Origin of the sequence: Leisingera sp. NJS204 (assembly GCF_004123675.1) — a bacterium.
Taxonomy (GTDB): domain Bacteria; phylum Pseudomonadota; class Alphaproteobacteria; order Rhodobacterales; family Rhodobacteraceae; genus Leisingera.
The window spans coordinates 2,742,671-2,764,561 of the sequence record NZ_CP035417.1; the positions used below are offsets into that span (position 1 = coordinate 2,742,671).

17 protein-coding genes and 1 tRNA gene are annotated in these 21,891 nt (G+C 63.2%); 9 read left to right on the plus strand and 9 right to left on the minus strand.

The features are described from left to right. Nucleotides 1-52: 52 nt before the first annotated feature. The gene (locus ETW24_RS13485; protein ID WP_129371533.1) at nucleotides 53-1,411 is read left to right on the plus strand and encodes an amidase; all 1,359 of its coding nucleotides are present in this window, start codon (nucleotides 53-55) and stop codon (nucleotides 1,409-1,411) included. Between the two features lie 568 nt (nucleotides 1,412-1,979). Here ETW24_RS13485 and ETW24_RS13495 read toward each other — a convergent pair. Next, nucleotides 1,980-2,055: transfer RNA gene (locus tag ETW24_RS13495), tRNA-Thr, on the minus strand. Between the two features lie 356 nt (nucleotides 2,056-2,411). On the opposite strand from ETW24_RS13495, the gene ETW24_RS13500 reads away from it, so the two are divergent. Beyond that, on the plus strand, nucleotides 2,412-3,287 hold the full coding sequence (locus tag ETW24_RS13500) for a hypothetical protein (protein WP_129371535.1): 876 nt from the start codon (nucleotides 2,412-2,414) through the stop codon (nucleotides 3,285-3,287). A gap of 116 nt (nucleotides 3,288-3,403) precedes the next feature. Here the strand turns inward: ETW24_RS13500 and ETW24_RS13505 are convergent, their stop codons facing one another. Further along, entirely contained in the window at nucleotides 3,404-3,901 is a 498-nt protein-coding gene (locus ETW24_RS13505) for a hypothetical protein (RefSeq protein ID WP_129371536.1), read from the minus strand. Nucleotides 3,902-4,044: 143 nt separating this feature from the next. On the opposite strand from ETW24_RS13505, the gene ETW24_RS13510 reads away from it, so the two are divergent. After that, nucleotides 4,045-5,034 carry a hypothetical protein gene (locus tag ETW24_RS13510; RefSeq protein WP_129371537.1) on the plus strand — a complete coding sequence of 330 codons (990 nt, stop codon included), beginning with the start codon at nucleotides 4,045-4,047 and terminating at the stop codon, nucleotides 5,032-5,034. 261 nt (nucleotides 5,035-5,295) lie between these two features. Next, nucleotides 5,296-6,588, plus strand: a complete 1,293-nt coding sequence (locus tag ETW24_RS13515) for an O-acetylhomoserine aminocarboxypropyltransferase/cysteine synthase family protein (protein WP_129371538.1) — start codon at nucleotides 5,296-5,298, stop codon at nucleotides 6,586-6,588. Nucleotides 6,589-6,650: 62 nt separating this feature from the next. On the opposite strand, the gene ETW24_RS13520 is transcribed toward ETW24_RS13515, so the two are convergent. Further along, on the minus strand, nucleotides 6,651-7,370 hold the full coding sequence (locus ETW24_RS13520; RefSeq protein WP_129371539.1) for an SIMPL domain-containing protein: 720 nt from the start codon (nucleotides 7,368-7,370) through the stop codon (nucleotides 6,651-6,653). Nucleotides 7,371-7,546: 176 nt separating this feature from the next. Here ETW24_RS13520 and ETW24_RS13525 point away from each other — a divergent pair, with 176 nt between their 5' ends. Beyond that, nucleotides 7,547-10,207 carry a hypothetical protein gene (locus ETW24_RS13525; protein WP_254695611.1) on the plus strand — a complete coding sequence of 887 codons (2,661 nt, stop codon included), beginning with the start codon at nucleotides 7,547-7,549 and terminating at the stop codon, nucleotides 10,205-10,207. Nucleotides 10,208-10,347: 140 nt separating this feature from the next. Here ETW24_RS13525 and hppD read toward each other — a convergent pair whose 3' ends face one another. After that, nucleotides 10,348-11,448 carry a 4-hydroxyphenylpyruvate dioxygenase gene (gene hppD / locus ETW24_RS13530; protein WP_129371540.1) on the minus strand — a complete coding sequence of 367 codons (1,101 nt, stop codon included), beginning with the start codon at nucleotides 11,446-11,448 and terminating at the stop codon, nucleotides 10,348-10,350. A gap of 153 nt (nucleotides 11,449-11,601) precedes the next feature. On the opposite strand from hppD, the gene ETW24_RS13535 reads away from it, so the two are divergent. From ETW24_RS13535 to ETW24_RS13545, 3 genes are all read left to right on the plus strand, one after another. Continuing rightward, a complete protein-coding gene (locus tag ETW24_RS13535; RefSeq protein ID WP_027259655.1) occupies nucleotides 11,602-12,057 on the plus strand; it encodes an Lrp/AsnC family transcriptional regulator in 456 nt (151 codons plus the stop codon). A 66-nt stretch (nucleotides 12,058-12,123) separates the two neighbouring features. Next, nucleotides 12,124-13,344 carry a PAS domain-containing protein gene (locus ETW24_RS13540; protein ID WP_129371541.1) on the plus strand — a complete coding sequence of 407 codons (1,221 nt, stop codon included), beginning with the start codon at nucleotides 12,124-12,126 and terminating at the stop codon, nucleotides 13,342-13,344. Between the two features lie 134 nt (nucleotides 13,345-13,478). Then, on the plus strand, nucleotides 13,479-15,371 hold the full coding sequence (locus tag ETW24_RS13545) for a cation:proton antiporter domain-containing protein (RefSeq protein WP_129371542.1): 1,893 nt from the start codon (nucleotides 13,479-13,481) through the stop codon (nucleotides 15,369-15,371). A 53-nt stretch (nucleotides 15,372-15,424) separates the two neighbouring features. Here the strand turns inward: ETW24_RS13545 and cobT are convergent, their stop codons facing one another. Continuing rightward, nucleotides 15,425-16,441, minus strand: coding sequence for a nicotinate-nucleotide--dimethylbenzimidazole phosphoribosyltransferase (gene cobT / locus ETW24_RS13550; protein ID WP_129371543.1), 1,017 nt, complete (start codon nucleotides 16,439-16,441; stop codon nucleotides 15,425-15,427). Between the two features lie 101 nt (nucleotides 16,442-16,542). Between cobT and cobS the strand changes: the two genes are divergently transcribed. Then, on the plus strand, nucleotides 16,543-17,301 hold the full coding sequence (gene cobS / locus ETW24_RS13555; protein WP_129371544.1) for an adenosylcobinamide-GDP ribazoletransferase: 759 nt from the start codon (nucleotides 16,543-16,545) through the stop codon (nucleotides 17,299-17,301). A gap of 72 nt (nucleotides 17,302-17,373) precedes the next feature. On the opposite strand, the gene ETW24_RS13560 is transcribed toward cobS, so the two are convergent. The 4 genes from ETW24_RS13560 to ETW24_RS13575 all read right to left on the minus strand — a co-directional run bounded on the left by ETW24_RS13560 (nucleotide 17,374) and on the right by ETW24_RS13575 (nucleotide 21,886). After that, nucleotides 17,374-17,886: a CarD family transcriptional regulator gene (locus tag ETW24_RS13560; protein WP_024090807.1), complete on the minus strand. Its 513-nt coding sequence runs from the start codon at nucleotides 17,884-17,886 to the stop codon at nucleotides 17,374-17,376. A 301-nt stretch (nucleotides 17,887-18,187) separates the two neighbouring features. Further along, entirely contained in the window at nucleotides 18,188-18,526 is a 339-nt protein-coding gene (fdxA, locus tag ETW24_RS13565; protein ID WP_024090808.1) for a ferredoxin FdxA, read from the minus strand. Between the two features lie 62 nt (nucleotides 18,527-18,588). Beyond that, nucleotides 18,589-18,963, minus strand: a complete 375-nt coding sequence (locus ETW24_RS13570; RefSeq protein ID WP_129371545.1) for an RNA-binding S4 domain-containing protein — start codon at nucleotides 18,961-18,963, stop codon at nucleotides 18,589-18,591. A 7-nt stretch (nucleotides 18,964-18,970) separates the two neighbouring features. Beyond that, nucleotides 18,971-21,886, minus strand: coding sequence for a helicase-related protein (locus ETW24_RS13575; protein WP_129371546.1), 2,916 nt, complete (start codon nucleotides 21,884-21,886; stop codon nucleotides 18,971-18,973). Nucleotides 21,887-21,891: the final 5 nt, after the last annotated feature.

Below are 21,891 nucleotides of genomic sequence, written 5' to 3' on the forward strand. Positions count from 1 at the left end.
GTTTTTTAGTCTGGCAAGCGTGCCTTAACTGCCAGCACCGGAAACCAGCCGAATGACCGACATCACCGCCCTTACCGCCGAGGACATGGCCGCCAGGCTGCGCAGCCGCAGCCTGAGTGCCCGCGAGGTTCTGGCCGCGCATAAGGTGCAGACCGAGGCGCGCAACAGCACTGTCAACGCCTTTGTCACCCTGGACTGGGACGCGGCAGAGGCGCGCGCCGCAGAACTGGACGCGATGGCGGCATCGGGCGCATTTGCCGGACCGCTGCACGGCTTGCCGGTTGCCATCAAGGATTGCTTTGAGACCAAGGGCTTGCGCACCACCTGGGGGTCCAGGAGCTTTGAAACCCATGTGCCGGGTTATGATGCCCTGCACGTGGCCCGCCTGCGCGCGGCAGGCGCAGTGATCACCGGCAAAAGCAACACGCCTGAGTTCACCTTTTCCGGCCAGACCAGCAATCTGCTGGCCGGCACCACCCGCAACCCGCTGGATCCGGAAAAGACAGTGGCCGGCAGCTCCGGTGGCGCGGCGGCGGCGCTGGCGGCAAAAATGGTGGCGCTGGCCGATGGCTCGGATCTGGGCGGCAGCACCCGCACCCCCGCCGCCTGGTGCGGTGTCGTGGGCTACCGGCCGACCCCGGGCCTTATCCCCTATGACCCGAACCCGGCGCCGTTTGACGGGCTGTCGGTGCCCGGTCCGATGGCGCGGAGCGTGCGCGATCTGGTGCTGATGCTGGAAACCATGCAGGGCAATACACCCCGCCAGCCGCTGGGCTTCTGGCAGGACCTGCCGCGGCTTGCCGGCCTGGAAGAGGCGCCGCCCCGCAGCGCAGGCAGGGTTGCCCTGTCGCTGTCCCCTTTTGGCGCCTGCGTTGACGCGTCGGTGCAGGCAGCAATTGCCCCGGCGGAGGCTCTGTGCCGGGGCCTCGGCTGGCAGGTCGCGGCGGACGCCCCCGGTCTGGCGCCGCTTTTGGCGCATGGCGGTATTATCCGCGGCCAATGCGCGCTGCAGATCCAAACGCAGCTGCAGCCGGACATGGCACTGGCAGGCGAGAGTTTCCGCACCGCCTGCGCCCAGGCCGAAGGACGCAGCCTGGCGGAGCTGATCGCCTACCAGAAGACCCGCGCCGCGGTTTGGGCGGATGTCACCAGCTTTTTCGAGCGCTACGACTTTGCCCTCTGGCCCACGGCCACTGGGATGCCCTTCTCTGCCCGCCTGCGTGACGGCGAATTGACCGAAGACTGGCGCACCGTGACGCTTACCCCGCCGCTGGAGCTGCCTTCCATTTCGATCCCCTTTGGCACCTCGTCGGACGGAATGCCTGCCGGGCTGCATATCACCGGCCCCAAGGGCTCGGATGCGCGGCTGCTGCAATTCGCCCGCAGTATTGAGCGTGCGGGCCGGACCTGAGCCACTGGCAACAAATGCAGGAGGGCAAGCCGTTTCATTGCAATCACGGCAAATTTCACGCTGCCTTGTCTGAGGGAACAGCGGCCGTTCACACAGGCCGCAGTGAAAGAGAAATGGGCGGTAACCGAAGTCTAAAACAACCTCCTGGCCATCGTGCTCACCGGTGACTTCCTGTCGGAGGGTCAAGCCGGATTCACCCCCCAAACCGCACCCAAGTGCCAGGGCGATATCACCGGTGATCTTACGGTCGTTTCCAGTGCTGGGGCCTTGCTGGCAAGCGAGGTACGCAAGTCATGATCCAGCCCTTCCGTAAGAAGCCCGAAATTGAACAGCGCAGCCTGCAAACAGGCCTGACGCCGCAACACATCGGCATGCGCCGCCGCAACCTTGTCTCGGATGGCTCAGCGGCTCTGTCAGCCATGGTTCAGGTAATCACCAGCCTTCTAACTGTAGGTGCTGCTCCGAGTGCCTAAGACGAATTTTGTCGGTCTTTGGTCGAAGCCGGCGTAGGTCAAATTCAATTGCCGTAAGAGCAATCTACAACGTCACACCTAAGTCTTTGAAAAGATGGTGCCCCCACACGGACTCGAACCGCGGACCTACTGATTACAAATCAGTTGCTCTACCAGCTGAGCTATAGGGGCACTCACATTCACAGGCGTCCAGATCCGGGGCCGGCGCGCGACCATGAAGCTAGCGTGTCCGGTGGAAAAGATCTCCCCGCCGGGCCTGCTGGGCGACTGGTACTAAAGTACAGAATGACCGTCAAGCCGGTTTGAAACCCAAATCGCGAAACTGCGAAAACCTCCCGCCAGGCTGCGCAGAACCAAACCCAGCAGTCCTCCGGGGGGAACGCCGTCAGCCGGGACTGGCCGCCACGGCAGCGCGGCAGCCCCCGTAACGCAAAACCGGCGCAATCCCAGCGCAAACCGCAGGTTTGACCTCCCTGCTGCGGCGCATTACTTCTGAAGGCAATAAACCCGGATAAACAGGTCGGATCATGCAGGTCATCATTCACTGCGGGGCGCACGCCACTGAAGAAGATCTGCTGCTGAAGGCGCTGCTGAAAAATGCCGGTGCCTTGTCGGAACAGGGCACGGCGGTGCCAGGGCCCGGCCGCTACCGGTCCTTGCTGAAAGACTGCCTGGCGGCGATGAAAAACGGCAGCGCCGCCAAGGACGCGCCGGAGATGCTGTGGGACGCGATCCTGGATGACCGCCAGGCGGACCGGGTGATTCTCTCCAATCCGCATTTCTTCGGCTCGCCGCGGCATGCGCTGCAGGACGGACGCCTGTATCCTGAGGCCGGGGACCGGCTGCAGGCGCTGCAGGCGCTGTTTCCCTATGATCAGCCGGAAATCTTCATGGCGCTGCGCAACCCGGCGACATTCCTGCCCGCGATGTTTGCAAAGTCCAGCCGGTCCATCGTGCAGAACGCATTGCAGGGCAGCGACCCGGTGCAGCTTCGCTGGTCCGGACTGCTGGCGCAGATGCGGGATATGGTGCCCGGCATGCCGGTCACCGTCTGGTGCTATGAGGATCTGCCGCTGATCTGGGGCCAGGTGCTGCGGGACCTCGGCGGGATGGAGATCAATGCGCCGGTCAAAGGCGGGATGGACCTGCTGGCCACCCTGATGCAGCCTGCCGGCATGGAGCGGTTGCGCGCCTATCTTGCAGAAAATCCGGATCTTACGGAAATCCACAAACGCCGTGTCTATGCCGCCTTTCTGGACAAGTTTGCGATGGAAGACGCGCTGGAGGAGGAGCTGGACCTTCCCGGCTGGACCACCGTGCTGGTGGAAGAGATGAGCGAGCGGTACGAAGAAGATCTCTATCTCATCCAGCGGATGCCCGGCGTCACCCTGATTGCGCCCTGATTGCTGCCAGGCGGGCTGGCCTGCCTGGCCTGCCTCTGCGAGGCGGAACGCGCATAGCAGAATTGGATTGCGTTACCGCCGCCGGGGGCCCTGAGGAGCAGGACCCCGCGCCAGGCTCACTGCTGGGGTTGGCCGTTGCGTCCGAAAACCAAATCTTCAGTGCTCAGGTCATCATAGGTAACCTCGACCGCGATCTGCTGGATGGAACCCAGAGGATAGCTGCGGTAGGGCATCCCGTCTTCGTCCTTGATCATATTCGGAAAGCCTTCCTCCAGGTGGCAGTCCGGCAGCGGCCAGATTTCCGGCGGATTGCCGTTGATCCCCAGCTTGACCTGCACCAGCCCGCAGCGCCAGGACCACAGGTGGGTCACATAGAGCAGATCCTGGCCATTGAATTCGCGCACATGGATCCAGTTGGCCCGGGTCGCTGCCAGAATCGGCTTCACTTCCAACGCAGTCGTAAAACGCCCGGTGGCCTGCTGCGGCTCAGCGGCCAGTGCCGTTTGGGCTGATGCTGTTTGCACCGCCTCCAAAGCAGCTGCAGCTTCCGGAACACCGGGCTGCGCCGCTGGCAGCACTGTTGCCGCAAGAAGGGCCAGGATCACGCTATTCATCTTTGTCTCTCCCCGGTTTGCGCCTCTGGCGGCACAGACCGTCTGAAATTGTCTGCAGGCCGGTTGCGCGGCGCCTTGCAGGCTTGTAGCTAATCTATCAGGCAGTCCTATCCGCCCGGAAGAGACGGAACACGGGGAAAACCATGGCAAATGCCCCCTTCAATGTGATGATCGTCGGCCAGGCCGGCCGGCTGCAGTATGAGGCGCTTCTGTTTGCCGCTTCGCTGCGCCATTGCTCGCCCGGTTTTTCCGGACGGCTGTTTGTGGCAGTGCCGCAGCAAGGGCCGCTGTGGGAGAAGGACCCCGGGATCCGCAATCAGGAGGTGCTGCAGGCGCTGGCGGACCTCGGAGTCGAAATTCTGCCGTTCGAGAGCAAGGCCTTTGGCGCCGCCTACCCTTATGGCAACAAGATCGAAGCGCTGCAGGCGATGCCAAAGGGCGAGCCGTTTGTGTTTTTCGACACCGACACGCTGATCACTGGCGAGCTGGCCGATGTGCCGTTTGATTTCAGCCGTCCTTCGGCGTCGCTGCGGGTTGAGGGCACCTGGCCCAAGCCGACATTGTACGGACCGGGCTACAGCGGCATCTGGCAATCGCTCTACAGCCGGTTCGGCCTCGACTTCCTGTCCAGTCTCGACCTCGGCCAGCCGGATGAGTACTGGAAACGCTATCTCTATTTCAACGCAGGCTTCTTTTACGGCGCCTGCCCGCGCGCCTTTGGCAAGCGGTTTCTGGTCTACGCGCAATCGGTTCGCAACGACCCGCCGCTTGAGCTGGTTGGCCAGGTGCTGGAGCCCTGGCTGGACCAGATCGTGCTGCCGCTGGTGATCCACTCGTTCGGCGGCGGCCGCGATGCGCTGCCCGGCGGGTTTCTGGACGGGCAGACCAGCTGCCATTACCGGCTGTTTCCGCTGCTCTATGCGCGCGAAAGCGACCGGGTGGTGGAGTTGCTGCATCAGATTGCAGCACCGAACCGGATCAAGAAGGTGCTGAAAGGCTACGAGCCGATCAAGCGGATGGTCTATCAGGGCCGCGGCGAAAAGGTGCGGGCGCTGTTTGACCGCGAAAACCTGCCCCGCCGCGAACAGGCGATCCGCAACCGGATCAAATCCGAAGGCTTCTGGATGCGCTGACCGCGCCCTTCGGGTCGTTAAGAACGCAGGGCTCCCGCCCGCTCACGGGCCTCTGGCGGAGGCCCTTCGCAGTTGGGCCCGGCGCCGCGCTGCGCGCGGCGCGCGCCATGCCCAGCATGGCGCCACGCCCAACGGGCGCAGGCACCGCCAGGGGCCGGCGGCGGGCGGGAGCCTTTTGCTGCGGCATTCCCGCAATTGCCTTCCCGGCGCAGCCATGCTGTTGTGCGCCCGGAATAACAGAGCTTTCAGGGAGACCCATTCATGACCGACGCTCCGACATACGGTTTTGACACCTTGCAGATCCATGCCGGCGCCAAGCCGGACCCGGCAACCGGTGCGCGGCAGACGCCGATCTACCAAAGCACCGCCTATGTGTTCCGCGATGCCGAGCACGCCGCCGCGCTGTTCAATCTGCAGGAAGTCGGTTTCATCTATTCGCGCCTGACCAACCCCACTGTCGCAGTGCTGCAGGAACGTCTGGCAACACTCGAAGGCGGCGTTGGCGCGGTCTGCTGTTCGTCGGGCCACGCGGCCCAGATCATGGCGTTGTTTCCGCTGATGGCACCGGGCTGCAATGTGGTCGCCTCGACCCGGCTTTACGGCGGTACCATCACCCAGTTCAGCCAGACAATCAAACGTTTCGGCTGGTCCGCCAAATTCGTCGACACCGACGATCTGGACGCCGTGAGTGCTGCCATCGACGAAAACACCCGCGCCGTGTTCTGCGAATCCATCGCCAACCCCGGCGGCTATGTGACCGACATCCGCGCCCTGGCGGATATCACCGACGGCGCAGGTATCCCGCTGATCGTCGACAACACCTCAGCCACGCCTTACCTGTGCAAACCGGTTGACCACGGCGCGTCTCTGGTGGTGCACTCCACCACCAAATACCTGACTGGCAACGGCACCGTGACCGGCGGCTGCGTCGTTGACAGCGGCAATTTCGACTGGTCGGCGAATGACAAGTTCCCGTCCCTGTCAGCACCCGAGGACGCCTATCACGGTCTCAAATTCCACGAAACCTTCGGCCCGCTGGCATTCACCTTCCACAGCATTGCAATCGGCCTGCGCGACCTTGGCATGACGATGAACCCGCAAGGGGCGCATTACACGCTGATGGGGGTTGAGACGCTGTCCTTGCGGATGCAGAAACACTGCGAGAACGCCGAGAAAATCGCCGCCTGGCTCGAAAACGACAGCCGCGTTGACTACGTGACCTATGCAGGCCTGCCCTCCTCTCCCTATTACGAGCGCGCTCAGGCCTGCTATCCCAAGGGCACCGGCGGCTTGTTCACCTTTGCGGTCAAGGGCGGCTATGAGGCCTGCACCAAACTGGTGGATGCGCTGGAGATCTTCAGCCATGTAGCCAACCTCGGCGACACCCGGTCGCTGATCATCCATTCGGCCTCCACCACCCACCGGCAGCTGTCACCGGAGCAGCAGGAAGCCGCAGGTGCCGGTCCGAATGTGGTGCGCATCTCCATCGGCATCGAGGATGCAGACGACCTGATCCGCGATCTGGACCAGGCACTGGCCAAAGCCTGCGGCTGAGGACCAACAACCGTCATACAGAAAGGCCGGGCGCCCTGCCCGGCCTTTTTTGTTGCCGCAGATTACTCGCTGTCCGGCACGGACATGTCGAAGACAACCGAGACATTGTGGCTGAACGTCAGCTCGCCTGCCTCAATCGGCATCGCGTCGCTGCGGGCCATTTCCATCGCCATCATCGGGCGTCCGCCACCGCCGCCGTGCTCATTGATCGAGCGTACCGGTCCCAGCTCCATGCCCGCCGCGTCTGCCAGCTGCTGCGCCTTGCGGATGGCATCCTTGACGGCTTCACCGCGGATTTGATCGGTGACCGCAGACGGATCTGCCACCCCGAAACTCAGCCCTTGGAACTGATTGGCGCCAGCCGTCAGCACCGCATCCAGAACCGGGCCAAGCCGGTCCAGGTCGCGCACCCGCACCATCAGGGTGTTCGACGCCTGAAAGCCGGTGATCTCACGCCGGCCACCGCTGTCGTAAGACCGGTCCTGCGACCAGACCGGATGCATTGAGATCTGCCGGGTCTGCATGTCCTCGGCGGCAATACCGCCGTCCTTCAGCCGTCCAATCACCGCGCCCATTGCGTCAGATACGGCGGCCATTGCGACGGCGGCTTCTTCGGCCTCCTCGGTGACACCCAGCGTGATTGTCGCAAGTTCCGGCGCCACCTGCAGCGTGCTTTCGCCGTTCACGGTGATTTGGCGCAACGCCGCGGTCTCGCTTGCCGCCAGGGTCCCGGCGCCCATCGACAGCATCAGCGCGGCTGCCAGAATTTTCTTTGCCTTCATACGGAAAAGCTCCTTTTGCAATGCCTTCTAGATGGGGATGGCAAACTGCCGCCTGCAAGTCCTGGCAGACGTCTTTTCCTTTAACTCGGCAGGTTCCTGCTTTAAGGTCCGCGTCAAAACACCGGGCGCGTCAGGCGGCCCCGGGCAGTATGGATTTTGATGGTTTGACCCAAGGCATGAAACCGGCTTTTGCTCTTTCACTTTCCGCTGACGGCATTGCGCTGCTATTTCGCGCTGAAGACGGCTGGCGGAGTGTGGCCAGCACGCCGTTTGACACTGAAGACCTGCCTGCGGCACTGGCCGCGATGCGCGCGGATGCGCTGCGGCTGGCCCCCGGGGGCATCTTCTGCAAGCTGATCCTGCCCGACGATCAGATCCGCTATTTGACTGCGGTGACCGGTGATCTGCCTGTCGAGGCGCGGATTGAAGCGGCCCGGCAGGCGCTGGAAGGGGCCACGCCTTATCCGGTGGATGAGCTGGCCTTTGATATCTCCATCGAGGGCAGCCGGACCCATGTTGCGGCGGTGGCGCTGGAAACCCTGGACGAGGCCGAGACCTTTGCCGTCGAACACGGGTTCGGGCCGGTCAGTTTTGTTGCGGCGCCGGAAGACAGCGGCTTTCAGGGAGAGCCGTTCTTTGGCACCACCCGGGCAATCCGCGGCACCGAGGTTGAGCCGGACGATACTGTGGTTAAGGCGATCGGGCCTGCAGCGCTGCCAGCCCTCTTGACCGAAGACACCGCGGATGACCCAGCCGCCTTAGCACTGGCGGAAGACAGCCCAATACCGGCAGCGATTGCCGCTATTACGGAACCCCTGGCAGAGCCAGCAGAACCGGCGGTTCTTGCTGAGGCAGAAGATATGGCTGCCGCCGCCAAACAAGCACCTAAGCAGGACGGCACGCCGCTGGCTGCCCCCAAGGACACTCCGGTACCGCCGTCTGCCAAGGCAGCCGGGGCCGAGGAGCCTGCAAGCCTGCCACCGCTTGTTTCGCCGTCTTCTGACGCATCTGGCGCTTCTGATGCGCCGCTACCGGATGTTTCAGGCCTTCTCAGCCAAGGGGACAAGGCAGCCCCTGCTGAAAGCGCATCCGCGCCGTCCGCGCAAGCCTCCGCGCCGCTGGCCGCCGGGCGCCAAGTGCCAAAAGCTCCAGCCGCCGTAAAGCCCGTAGGCGCAGCAATTCCGGTCCGGAAACCTGACACCGCGGACACTCCGGCGGCCCATTTGCCAGTACCGCCAGCTTCGTTGCCAACTGATGCGGCTTCTCCATTGGCAATTCCGCCAGCGCCGGCAGCATTGCGCGACAGTACCCCGGCAGCCGCCGCGCCCGCGGCGTCACAGTCCCCGGCCCCCGAAAAGGCCGCCAAGGGCAAGCCGCGCTACCTTGGGGTGATCCTGACAGCGGTGCTGCTGCTGTTCATGGCAACAGTTGCGGTCTGGGCAGTGTTTGGCAAAGGCGGATTTTTTTCCGCGGCCCCGGATCAGGGTCCCGGCCTGGCACCCGCCCCTGCGGTCAGCTCCGAAGACGGGCAGCCGGAGGAAGGTGCCCCCCGGCCGGCGCGTGCCCCTGCGGCTGGAAGCCCCGGTTCAGAAACCGCCCCTGCCGCCATCGCACCGCAGGTGAGCGTCCTGGCAGACCAGCCCGATCCCGGGCTGCAGGAGACCGGCGCAGCGCCTGCAGAGGGGGAGCCGCAGGAAAACACCGCCCTGGCTGAGACCGGCGGCAAAGGCGTGCTCCCTTCGGTCGAGGATGAAGCCGCCGCCGATGGTGTGAAACTGCCCGAAGAGGGCACGGACACCGCCTTTTTGGACCCTTCCGCCCTGCAGCCTGGCGGTGCTGAGGCCACCCAACCGGCCCCGGCGCCGGCTGAGGCTCTGACAGCAGAGCCGCTGGATGACTTGGCCCAGGCCGCGCGCTATGCCGCAACCGGGGTCTGGCCGGTTGCCCCCGGCCTGGGTGGCATCCCCGCCGCGCCCCGCCTGGACGAGCTTTACACGGCATCCGTCGACCGCACTGAAATCGCCGCCGACGCGGTGGCCCTGCCGCAGCCGGAAACTTTTGCCGGGGATGACGAACCCGGCGCCGTTGCCTCTCCTGCTGCGGCAGGGTCTGCGTTTGATCTGGACGCGCGCGGACTGGTCAAGGCCACCCCCGGAGGCACGCTGAACCCCGATGGCATCACTGTCTACCTTGGCCGCCCGAAAAAGCTGCCGCCGCCCGCGCCGGATCGCAGCGACCCCGCCGCCGAAGCGCTGGCTGAAGAAGTGGCCCGCAATCAGGTCTTGTCGCGCAAACGCCCCAAGGCGCGGCCTGCAGATCTGGAGGAACAGGTGGAACGCGCACAGCTTGGCGGTCTCAGCCGGACAGAACTGGCCGGCATGCGCCCGCGCCAACGCCCCGCCAGCCTGAAGCCCGCCGGGGAAGAGCAGCTGCCGGTCACAGCCCAAGCCATCGCCGCCTCGGCTGTTCCGCGCGCCCGGCCCGCCAATTTCGCCAATCTGGTCGACCGCGCCCGGCGCAATCCGCAGAACCAGGTGCAAACCGCCGCTGCCGTGCCCACCGCTGCAGCCGCGGCGGCCCCCCGCATCCCGACAGCCGCATCGGTTGCCCGCCGCGCCACCGTCAGCAACGCCATCAACCTGCGCAAGCTGAACCTGATCGGAGTTTATGGCACCGCCTCGGACCGCCGCGCATTGGTCCGGCTGCCCTCGGGACGTTACAAGAAGGTGCAGGTCGGCGACCGTATCGACGGCGGCCGGGTGATTGCCATTGGTGAAAGCCGGCTGCAGTACCAGAAAGGCGGCCGCAACCGCACCCTGGAAATGCCCAAGGGATAGGATCAAGCCCTTCCCTTCCCGCGCTTAACTCCTAAAACTGCAGCTCCGGCGAATGGGCCTGGTGCAGACCGTCTTGCCGCCGCACGCAAAAAGGCCGGACCCGCGTGGCAGGCCCGGCCTTTTTGCGTTTCTCAGGTTATTTATTCCGCAGCCTGGATCTCGCCGTTTTCGATCTGCTCGCGTTCGATCGATTCAAACAGCGCCTTGAAGTTGCCCTCGCCAAAGCCGTCATCGCCCTTGCGCTGGATGAATTCAAAGAAGATCGGCCCGATCACGGTTTTTGAGAAGATCTGCAGCAGGATCCGGGTTTCGCCACCGTCCACAACCCCCTCGCCGTCGATCAGGATGCCGTGTTTCTTCATCCGCTCCAGCGGTTCGTCATGGCCCTGCACCCGCTCCTTGGACATCTCATAGTAGGCGTCATTCGGGCCGGGCATGAACTTCAGGCCCTTTTCCGCAATTGCATCGGTGCTGGCATAAATGTCGTCCGAGCCGACCGCGATATGCTGGATACCTTCGCCGTTGTATTTTTTCAGATATGAAACGATCTGGCCTGTTTCGCCCCGGTCCTCGTTGATCGGGATCCGGATCCGGCCGCAGGGCGAGGTCAGCGCGCGGCTGAGAAGGCCGGTGAACTTGCCCTGGATGTCAAAGAATCGGATCTCCTTGAAGTTGAACAGCTCCTCGTAGAACTTGAACCACTTGTCCATGTTGCCTTTGTAAACGTTGTGGGTCAGGTGATCGAGATAGAAGAACCCGTCGCCGCGCGGCTTGGACTGTTTCAGCCAGGTGAATTCCGCGTTGTAGGGCGAGGTGTCGTAATACTGGTCGATGAAGTAGATCAGCGAGCCGCCGATCCCCTTGATCGCGGGCACGTCCATCACCTTGCCCGGCCCGTCATAGGCCTCGGCGCCTTTGGACACCGCGTGTTCGAATGCCTTCTGAGCATCCGCAACCCGCCAGCCCATCGCCGGGGCGCAGGGGCCGTGCTGTTCCACAAATCCGGCGGCAAAGCTCTCGGGGTCGGCGTTCAGGATATAGGTGACATCGCCCTGCTGCCACAGTTCCACCAGCGGCTGATCCTTGCGGTGGCCAGTCAACTCATAGCCCATACGGGTGAACAGCGCCCGCAGCTCGTCCGGGTCGGGGCTGGCAAATTCAACAAACTCAAAGCCATCGGTGCCAGCCGGGTTTTCCGGGGTAATTTCGGATTTCGGGGCGTTATGCGGGAACGGACCCATTGCGTGTCTCCTTCGGATCATGCGGAAAGCCAAGTGAATTCTTGCATCAAGAATACCGCATATCCGGCGCAGGTTTTCCGCGTTGTTTCGCACCGGAAACTTGAAATGTGCGTATCATTCGCGCCATGGTGGTCAAAAGTGGAAAAAACACGCATGCTGGACCCAACAGATACCAAGCTGCTTGCAGCGCTTCAGAAAAATGCCCATCTCACCGCGCAGGAATTGGGCGAGATGCTCAACCTTTCCCCCAGCCAGGCCGGACGGCGGCGGCAGCGGCTGGAGGCAGAAGGGTATATCCAAGGGTATTCGGCCCGGCTTGACCCCGCCAGGCTGGGGCTGTCGGTGCAGGGGTTTGTGCAGGTTCATCTGGGCAGTCACGGCCCCGAACAATCCAAGGGGTTCGCCCGGCTGGTGGCCAGCCAGCCGGAAATCACCTCGGCCTGGACGATGACCGGAGAGGCCGATTACCTGCTGCGCGTCTATTGCGCCGATCTGGAGGCGCTGAATACGCTCATCCACGGCATCCTGCTGCCCCATCCCGCGGTTTCCAGGGTCCAGAGCCAGATCGTAATGGCACAATTAAAACGCGATGCGCCACTGCCGACTTAACCATCCGGGAAGGAATTGGCGGTAAAGATGCACTAACGAATTTTGTAACCGAAAGTGGAACGTGCCGTGTCTTTTGTTGACCGCCGAGTTGAAACGCGCCCGACCAGCGGCGAGGCCCCGTTTGGCCTAAATGAGGTGTTCTTTTCCAGGACCAACGACCGCGGCATAATCCAAGCCGGCAACTATGTGTTCCGCCGGGTCGGCGCCTACCCTTGGGAAGAGCTGCTCGGCGCTCCGCACAAGGTGATCCGCCATCCGGACATGCCCAAGGGGGTGTTCTCACTGTTCTGGGACACCATCCAGCGCGGCGATTTCATGGGTGCCTACGTCAAGAACAAGTCCAAGGACGGGCTGTACTACTGGGTATTTGCCGTGGTGGTGCCCTGCCAGGACGGCTATCTTTCCGCCCGCATCAAGCCAAGCAGCGCATTGTTCACCGAGGTGCGCAATCTTTATGCGACGATGCTCAAGCGGGAGACCGAAGAGGCCGTCACCCCGCAGGACAGCGCCCAGTATCTGCTCGATTGGCTGAACAGCCAGGGCTACGAGAGCTACCACCAGTTTGCCGCTCACGCGCTGAGCCAAGAGCTGATCTCGCGCGATAAGGGTCTGAACCAGCCGCCCCACGCCCGGATCCAAGAGCTGACGGGCATGCTGCGCAACGCTGAAACCCTGGTGGAAGAGACCGAAGGGCTGATCACCGATTTCGACGCAATGCACACGATTCCGCATAACCTGCGGGTGCTGGCGTCGCGGATTGAACCTTCGGGCGGCCCGGTCACGGTGCTGTCACAGAACTACGGCTCCATGTCACGCGAGATGTCGGATTGGTTCGGCGCCCATGTGATGGGCGAAAACAGCAATTTCGCCAAAATCAAGGCTTCGGTGAACAGCAGCCTGTTTGTCGAAGGCATGGCGCGTATTCTGGTCGAATGCGACAATCAGCTGCAGAAGGAACGCCGCGATCTGGGCGAGGCTGAAATGGAAACCGAGCGCCAGATCCTGGGCGATCTGGTAAAAGACCAGGTCAAGCGTTCGCAGGACGGCATGAAGGAAGTCGACGAAGAAGCCGCGCGCATCACCAGCGCCTGCCAGATCATGCACCGGCATTTTCTTGGTCTCAGCTCCACCCGGGTGCTGCTTAAGATCGAAAGCGCAAGGCTGACCGATTCCGGCGAAACACTGGCTGATATCATTGATCAGCTGGGCGGTTTCCAGGAACGGATTTCGCGGCGGCTTGACCGGATCGGCAAGCTGAGCGAAGAGATCCGCCTGCTCGAGCAATAGCAGTCCCGGAGAATAGCAAGCCCGCTCAAAAAGCCGTCAATGACTGCTGCTGGCAGGCACCGGATTGCCGTAACAGACCGCCGCGGCCGGCAAAGCCATTGCCAAGGCACCGGCAGGCTTGCGATACCTGAAAGATGGAAGAGTTTTTTTACCAAGCAACCATTTATCTGGGCGCCGCAGTCATTGCGGTGCCTCTGGCTGCGCGCCTTGGGCTAGGATCAGTTCTGGGGTACCTTGCGGCAGGCATTGCCATTGGCCCGATCTTCGGCCTGACCGGCACCGAAACCGAGGATTTGCGCCACTTCGCCGAGTTCGGCGTGGTGATGATGCTGTTTCTGATCGGGCTGGAGCTGGAACCGCGCGCCCTCTGGGCAATGCGGGATAAGCTGATCGGCTTGGGCGGCATGCAGGTCACGGCCTCAACGGCTGTCCTGATGGGCGCAGCCATGGCCGCGGGCGAACCCTGGCATGTCAGCCTGGCGGTCGGGCTGGCGCTGTCGCTGTCTTCCACGGCGATTGTTCTGCAGACACTGTCGGAAAAGGGGCTGATGCGCACCGGCGGCGGCCGTTCTGCCTTTTCGGTGCTGCTGACCCAGGATATCGCAGTGATCCCGATCCTCGCTTTCCTGCCGCTGCTGGGCAGCTATGCGATCCCCCAGTTTGCTTCTGATGGCTCCATCAGCCGGGATAGCGCAGACGGCCATGGCGGCGGCCACGGGTCGCTGTCGCTGGTGGACGGGCTGCCCGGCTGGGCGGTGGCGCTGGTCACTCTGGCCGCCATCGCCTTTATCATCCTGGCGGGCATTTACCTGACGCGGCCGCTGTTCCGGTTCATCCACGCCTCCAACCTGCGTGAAATGTACACAGCACTGGCGCTGATGATTGTGGTCAGCATCTCCTTCCTGATGACGCTGGTCGGCCTTTCCCCGGCGCTTGGCGCCTTTCTGGCCGGGGTGGTTCTGGCCAACTCCGAATTCCGGCACGAGATGGAAAGCGACCTTAACCCCTTCAAGGGGCTGCTCTTGGGGCTGTTCTTCATCACCGTCGGCGCGGGCATCAACTACCGCCAGTTTCTGGCCGACCCTGGCGATCTGATCGGCCTGGCGCTGCTGGTGATCTTTGCCAAGGGGGCGGTGCTGTTTGCCGTCGGCCGCGCCTTTGGCCTGCGCCGCCGCCGCTTGTGGCTGTTTACCCTCAGCCTGGCCCAGGCCGGCGAGTTCGGCTTTGTGCTGCTGGCTTTTTCCACCCAGTTGAACGTGATTCCAGCGGCGCTTTCAGAAAAGCTGTTGCTGGTGATTGCCTTGTCGATGCTGATCACCCCGCTGTTGTTCATCGCCTATGACCTGTTGTCCAAACGCATGGGCGACGCCCGGCAGGAGCATGAACCCGACGAGATTGACGAGGAAGGACCGGTGATCATCGCGGGCATCGGCCGTTTCGGCCAGATCGTCAACCGGCTGGTGCAGGCCAGCGGTTTCAAAACCGTGGTGCTGGACCATGATATGGAGGCGGTGCAGCTGATGCGCCGCTTCGGGGTCAAAAGCTTCCTGGGCGACCCCACCCGGCCGGAACTTCTGAAAGCCGCCGGCATTGCCAAAGCCAAGGTTTTTGTGGTGGCGCTGGATGACCCGGAAGGCGTGGTCAAGATGGTCACCTATGTGCGCCGGGCCTATCCGGATTTGCACATCATCGCCCGCGCCAAAGACCGCAACCACGTCTATGAGCTGTACAAGGCCGGCGCTGATGACATCGTGCGCGAGATGTTCGACAGCTCGGTGCGTGCAGGCCGCTATGTGCTGGAGAACGTCGGCCTCAGCGAATATGAAGCGGCGCAGGCGGCGCAGACCTTTTATGCGCATGACCGCGCCAACCTGCGCGACCTTGCCCAGCACTGGATCCCCGGTGTGCCCGCCAGCCAGAACCCGGCCTATATAGACCGCGCGCGGGAGCTGGAGAAAGCCATCGAAAGCGCGATTTTCGAGATGGCCGAACGCAAGCGCAAGAAGTCCGCAAAAGCCGCGGAATGACCAAAGGCCCGGGGTGGATCCGGGCCTTGCGGAAAAAATCTGGACGGGGCTGTTCAGCCGTCCGTCACCCCCGCCTCGGCAAAGGTTGCCATACCGCTGTGGCAGGCGATCGCGCCTTTCAGCACTTGGATCGCCAGCGCCGCGCCGGAGGCCTCGCCCAGACGCAGGCCCAGCGACAACAGCGGCTGCTTGCCCAGTTTCGCCAGCAGCGCCGGATGCGCCCCCTCGGCGCTTTGATGGCCGGCCACTGCGTGGTCCAGCGCGCCGTCTGCGGTTTGCATCAGACAGGCCGCAGCAGCGCAGCAGATAAATCCGTCAAGGATCACCGGGATATGCAGCACGCGCGCGGCAGCAATGGCGCCCGCCATGGCAGCAATTTCGCGTCCGCCCAGGCAGGCCAGCGCATCCAGCCCATCGTTGATCCTGTCCCGATGCAGTGCAACGCCTTCGGCCACCACGCGGATTTTATTCGCAAGCCCGGCTTCATCCACACCGGTGCCGCGCCCGGTCCAATCCGCCGCCTCGCCGCCGAACAGCGCACAGGCCAGGGCGGCGGCAGGGGTGGTATTGCCGATGCCCATTTCGCCGACCACCAGCAGGTCAGCGCTTGGGTCCACCGCGTCCCAGCCGGTTTTCAGCGAAGCCAGCAGGTCAATCTGGTTCATCGCCGGCCCTTGGGTGAAATCAGCGGCCGGGCGCTCCAGCTCCAGCGCATGCACATCCATGCGGGCGCCGGCCAGCCTGGCCAGCTGGTTGATGGCCGCGCCGCCGTGTTCGAAGTTGATTACCATCTGGGCGGTGACTTCCGGCGGAAAGGCGGAAACCCCCTGTGCCGTCACGCCGTGGTTGCCGGCAAAGACGATCACCTGCGGTGCGGTGATTTCCGGCCTATCGCTGCCGCGCCAGCCGCCGTACCAGATGGCCAGCTCCTCCAACCGGCCCAAGGCACCGGGCGGTTTGGTCAGCTGGGTGTTGCGCGCAGCCGCACCGTCCAGCGCGGCCTGGTCCTGCGCGGGCGCGCTGGCCAGTGCGGCGCGGAAGTCATCAAGAGAGGAAAGCTGTGGCAGCATGAGAAAGCCTCGTTGCATCAGGTCGGGGGACGCGGATAAAGCGGATGGCAATCTGTTTAACGGCTGGCGGCAGTGCCGCAAGCCCCGCAATAGGCCCGTAAATGCGAAAAAACGACATCCAGGCAAAAGACATCCTGCTGGCGCTGGTGCTGCTGACCCGTCTGCCCTTGCCGCATCTGCCTGCGGAGGCTTTTCAGCGGCAGGCCAAGGCGGTCTGGGCATTTCCGCTGGCCGGGCTTGCCGTCAGCCTGCCGGCGGCGCTGGTTGCATCTTTTGCGTTGCACATGAGCCTGCCCGCCGCGGTCGCCGCGGGCCTGGCGCTGGCGGTTCAGGTGATGCTGTCAGGCGCCATGCATGAGGACGGGCTGGCCGATACTGCCGACGGACTATGGGGCGGGTTCACCCGGGACCGGCGGCTGGAGATTATGAAGGACAGCCGCATCGGTGCTTACGGCGTGATTGCCCTGATCCTTGGGTTCGGCCTGCGCTGGAGCGCGCTGGCTGCGGTGTTCGCGGCAGCTGGCGTCTGGCCCCTTCTGGCGCTGGCTATGATGAGCCGCGCTGTGATGCCTGCACTGATGTCTGCACTGCCGAACGCACGGACGGCAGGGCTGTCGCAAACCGTGGGCCGTCCCCGCGCCCTGCCCTGTTTTCTGGCGGCTTCGCTGGCCGTCGTCCTGTCGCTGCCGCTGATTGGCTCAACGGCCTTTGCGGCTGCCTTGGCCATGGGCGTGGCGGTCCTGGGTTTGGGCGCGTTGGCCAAGGTCAAAATCGGCGGCCAGACGGGGGACATTCTGGGAGCGTCGCAGCAAATCGCCGAGATTGCCGGCTTGCTCACGCTTCTCGCTCTCTGCAGCTAAGCCGGGCCGCGGCATAAAAAAAGGCCGCGCCCTAGGGGGCACGGCCTTTCAATGACTGACTAATGCAGATGCTTATGCTGCAACGCGGGAGGTCAGAACCTCATCCACCTGCTTGGCTGCCGCAATTTCGTCGTTGCCGGACACAGCCGCAACTTCGCGGGTCAGACGCTCAAGTGCGGCTTCGTACAACTGACGCTCGGAGTAGCTTTGTTCGCGCTGATCATCGGTGCGGTGCAGGTCGCGCACCACTTCGGCGATCGAGATCAGATCACCGGAGTTGATCTTTTGCTCATATTCCTGAGCGCGGCGCGACCACATGGCGCGTTTGACCTTGGCCTTGCCCTTCAGCGTTTTCATCGCCTGGGCAATCACGTCCGGCGAGCTGAGCGAGCGCATGCCAACTTCGGTTGCCTTGTTGGTCGGCACCCGCAGGGTCATCTTGTCTTTTTCAAAGGTGATCACGAAAAGCTCCAGCGCAAAGCCGGCCACTTCCTGCTCCTCGATCGAGATGATCTGGCCCACGCCATGCGCCGGGTAGACTACATACTCATTGGGGCGGAATTCGAGCTTCTTCGATTTGGTCATACAGGTTATTCCTTACTCATAGCCGGGCGGCTCCGGCATTTTAGCGAACAAAATGCCCGGCCCCGGTCAGTTTGATTTGACCAGCCCCCAGGACATTTTTTCCGCAGAAATACCGCCCAATCTGCGCACCACTGCTGGCGTGCGCCAGGGGCGGACTCCGATTGTTTATGTCTTTTGTGCTTTTAGCATACCACAAAAAAGGGCCGCCCGAAAGGCGGCCAGCTGAACAGGCTTCGTTAAAACCCCATGCAATGCGGCAGTTTCCCGCAAATTTGCGGCACCGGACGCAGTGGACAGAGAATCAGCCGCCTTCGCCGGGCGCCTCAGAGAAATACTTCTCCATCTTGCCCTCTTCGCCGTCGCGTTCCTCGTAGCCCGGCATCGGGTCTTTTTTGGAGACGATGACCGGCCACAGTTCAGAGTATTTGCGGTTGAACTCGACCCATTTGTCCATGTCCGGTTCGGTATCCGGGCGGATTGCATCTGCTGGGCATTCCGGTTCGCAGACGCCGCAATCGATGCATTCGTCGGGGTGGATCACCAGGGTGTTCTCGCCCTCGTAAAAGCAATCCACCGGGCATACCTCGACACAGTCGGTGTATTTGCAGGCGATGCAGTTTTCCGTCACGACATAGGTCATAGTACCGAGTCCCGTTTTCCGTTTGCGCCTAGCTAATCCAGACCGGCGACGGCTTCAAGCCGTCAAAGGGTATCCTGCTTGCGAGTAAGATCAAGCGCTCTGCGGGCTTTTTTGTCCGGCCGGCCTTTTCCTTCGAACCTGGGATTGGCCGGAATTTTTTCCTGCTTTTCCGTCATGTCGAAGTACAGTGCCTGCGCCTCAGGTGCCGGGCCGCGGCGTTCGCCAATGGCCTCTACCCGGACCACGCGGATCACTTTGGCCTGGGCAAAGGTCAGAACGTCACCCGGGGCGACGTTCTGAGCCGGTTTTAAGGTCTTGGTACCGTTGAGGCGCACATGGCCCGCACTGACCTGTTTGGCGGCCAGGCTGCGGGTTTTGAAAAACCGCGCATGCCATAGCCACTTGTCGATGCGGATCTTGGGCGCGCCCCCAGTCATGGCAGGATCAGTCGCCCTGTTTCAGCCCCATCAGCGCGGCGGCAAAGGGGTTGTCGGGGTCGATCTGCTTTTCCTTCCTGGCAGGGCGCGCGGAATAGGTCTTGGCGCCCTGGTCCTGACGCGGACCGCCCTTGCGGCCCGGTTTGCCGCGCGGGCCGCCGTCACGGTCGCCGCCTTTGGCGCCGCGCGGTTTGCCCTTGCCGGCAGGTTTGCCGTCGCCCTGCGGGCGGCGGTTCTGCTGGCGCTGGCCGCCCTGGCGTCCGCCCCGGTTGCCGCCCCAGGTGAAAGTGAAGAACACTTCCATTTCCGGTTCAGCAGCAGCAGCCTCCGCCTCAGCAGCCGCTTCGGGCTTGGCTTCTGCATTATCTTCCGCAGGTGCCGTGTCTTGTGCAGATGCGGCCTCGGCCTCAGCGGCGGCGGGAGTTTCGGCAGCGGCGTCTTCAGCAGGTGCTGTATCCGCAGCTTCAGCAGCCGGCTCTTCCGTCGCAGGTGCCGCTTCAGCAGCTGCCTCAGCAGGTTTGGCTTCCGCTTCCGCCGCAACCGGCTTCACCTTCTGGCGCTCGCCCTTTTCGGCCTTGTAGCCCAGCCCCTGCATCAGGTCGGCGAACTGCTCCAGCGTCATGCCGGTGATCGACAGCATGTCAGCCTTGGCTTCAAAGCCGCCGCGGCTGTCTTCGCCGCGCAGCATGTCGGCCAGGCGTTCCAGCATGTCGATGCGGATCATCCGCTCACCCGCCGCGCGATAGCCGGACATGGTGTCATAGCCGTCGGGCGCGCCCTTGGCGGACGGCACCGTGACCAGACCGGGAGGCGGAGATTCGGGGAAATCCTGAAGACCGTTGGCCAGCGACCACAGCACCAGCCGCAGACGGGTCGGCGCGGGCTTCAGCAAGAGCGGCATGAAAATGGTGAACTGGCCGAAACGGATGCCATGCTTGCGCAGCGCGCCCCGGGCGTCCTGGTCCAGGTCTTTCACCTCTTGCGCGATGCTTGCGCGCGGCAGCACGCCAAGGTTTTCGACCATGCGGAAGGCAAAACCACGGGCCAGGCCGGTCAGCTCTTCGTCCTTTTGCAAGGCCAGCAGCGGCTCGAACAGCGCGTTGATCTTGCGGGTGATGAAATGCAGCAGGCGGCGTTCCACCTTCTGGGCGACATCCGGCCCGGCGGACTCGTCCACAAAGACCTCGATCTGCGGGGTCAGCGCATCGGCACCGGCAACCAGCTTGCCCACCGCATGTTCGCCCCACATCAGGCCGCCCTGTTCGGTGTAATCGATCTCGGTATCGGGCGCGTTATAGAACCGGTCCGCACGCAGATGGAATTGCGGCGCCAGCGCCTGCAGCGAGGCCGCCTTCAAGGCCTTGGCCTCGGCACCCTGCGCGCTTTTATCCGGGCTGAACCGGAACCCCTCGAGACGGCCGACGAATTCGCCTTCAACCGTCACTTCACCCTTGTCATTCACTTCGGCCAAAAGGGCCTCCTTCTGTTTGAGCCGGCGCAGCAGCACTGAAGTGCGCCGGTCCACAAATCGCTGAGTCAAACGCTCGTGCAGAGCATCCGACAACCTGTCTTCTACAGCGCGCGTCTCTCCGCGCCAATGGCTTTCGTCACGCAGCCAGCCATTCCTTTGCGCGACATAAGTCCACGTGCGGATAAATGCCAGCCGCTTGGACAATGTGTCGATGTTGCCGTCGGTGCGGTCAATTCGCTTTATCTGGCGAGCCATCCAGTCGTCCGGCACCACGCCGCCGCCATGCAGATGTTCAAAAATCACCCCCAGAAGCGAGGCATGTTCGGCGTGGGAAATGCCGCGGAAATCGGGAATCCGGCAGATATCCCACAACAGCCGCACCGATTGCGCGTTGGTGGTGCGCGAGATCACGGCGGATTCGCGCGACAGCATTTTCAGCGCGCCCAGGTCGTCCGCCTCGCGCGCTTTGATCAGGTTTTCATCCGAAGGGCTTGATTCGAGCGAGTGGATCAACGTTTCAACCGTGCCGAACTGCAGATCCGCAGACCGCCAGTTCAGCTTTTTCAGCGGCGTGAACTGGTGGTTCATGATGGCAGACGCCGTGCCCTCGTCCAGGGGCCGCGCATCGCCGGTCACGCCAAACGTGCCGTGGCTCATCCCGCGGCCCGCCCGGCCTGCGATCTGGGCCAGCTCATTCGGGGCCAGCTCGCGCATCCGGCGGCCGTCGAATTTGGCGGTCGAGGAAAACGCCACATGGTCGATATCCAGGTTCAGCCCCATGCCGATGGCATCGGTGGCGACCAGGTAATCCACCTCGCCATTCTGGTACAGTTCCACCTGCGCATTGCGTGTGCGGGGGCTGAGCGCCCCCATCACCACCGCCGCGCCGCCCTTCTGACGGCGGATCAGTTCGGCAATCGCATAGACATTATCAACCGAAAACCCGACAATTGCAGTGCGAGGCGGCATCCTGCTTATCTTTTTCGAACCTGCATAGACCAGATCCGACATCCGCTCGCGGCGATGGAACTCTACCCCGGGCACCAGCGCCGAAATCGGCCCGCGCATGGTATCGGCGCCCAGGAACAGTGTCTCAAGCGTGCCGCGGGCGCGCAGCAGGCGGTTGGTGAAGACATGTCCGCGCTCAGGATCGGCGCAGAGCTGGATTTCGTCGATCGCCAGGAAGTCGCAGCCCATGCCCTCGGGCATCGCCTCCACCGTGCAGATCCAGTATTTCGCGCGCGGCGGCACGATGCGTTCCTCGCCGGTGACCAGCGCCACCACCGACGGCCCGCGCGCCGCCACCACCTTGTCATAGACCTCGCGCGCCAAAAGCCGCAGCGGAAACCCCATGACGCCGGTGCGGTAGCCCAGCATCCGTTCGATGGCGTAATGTGTTTTGCCGGTATTGGTCGGGCCCAGAACGGCCACGATCCGCGATGCGCTTGCCATTGCTT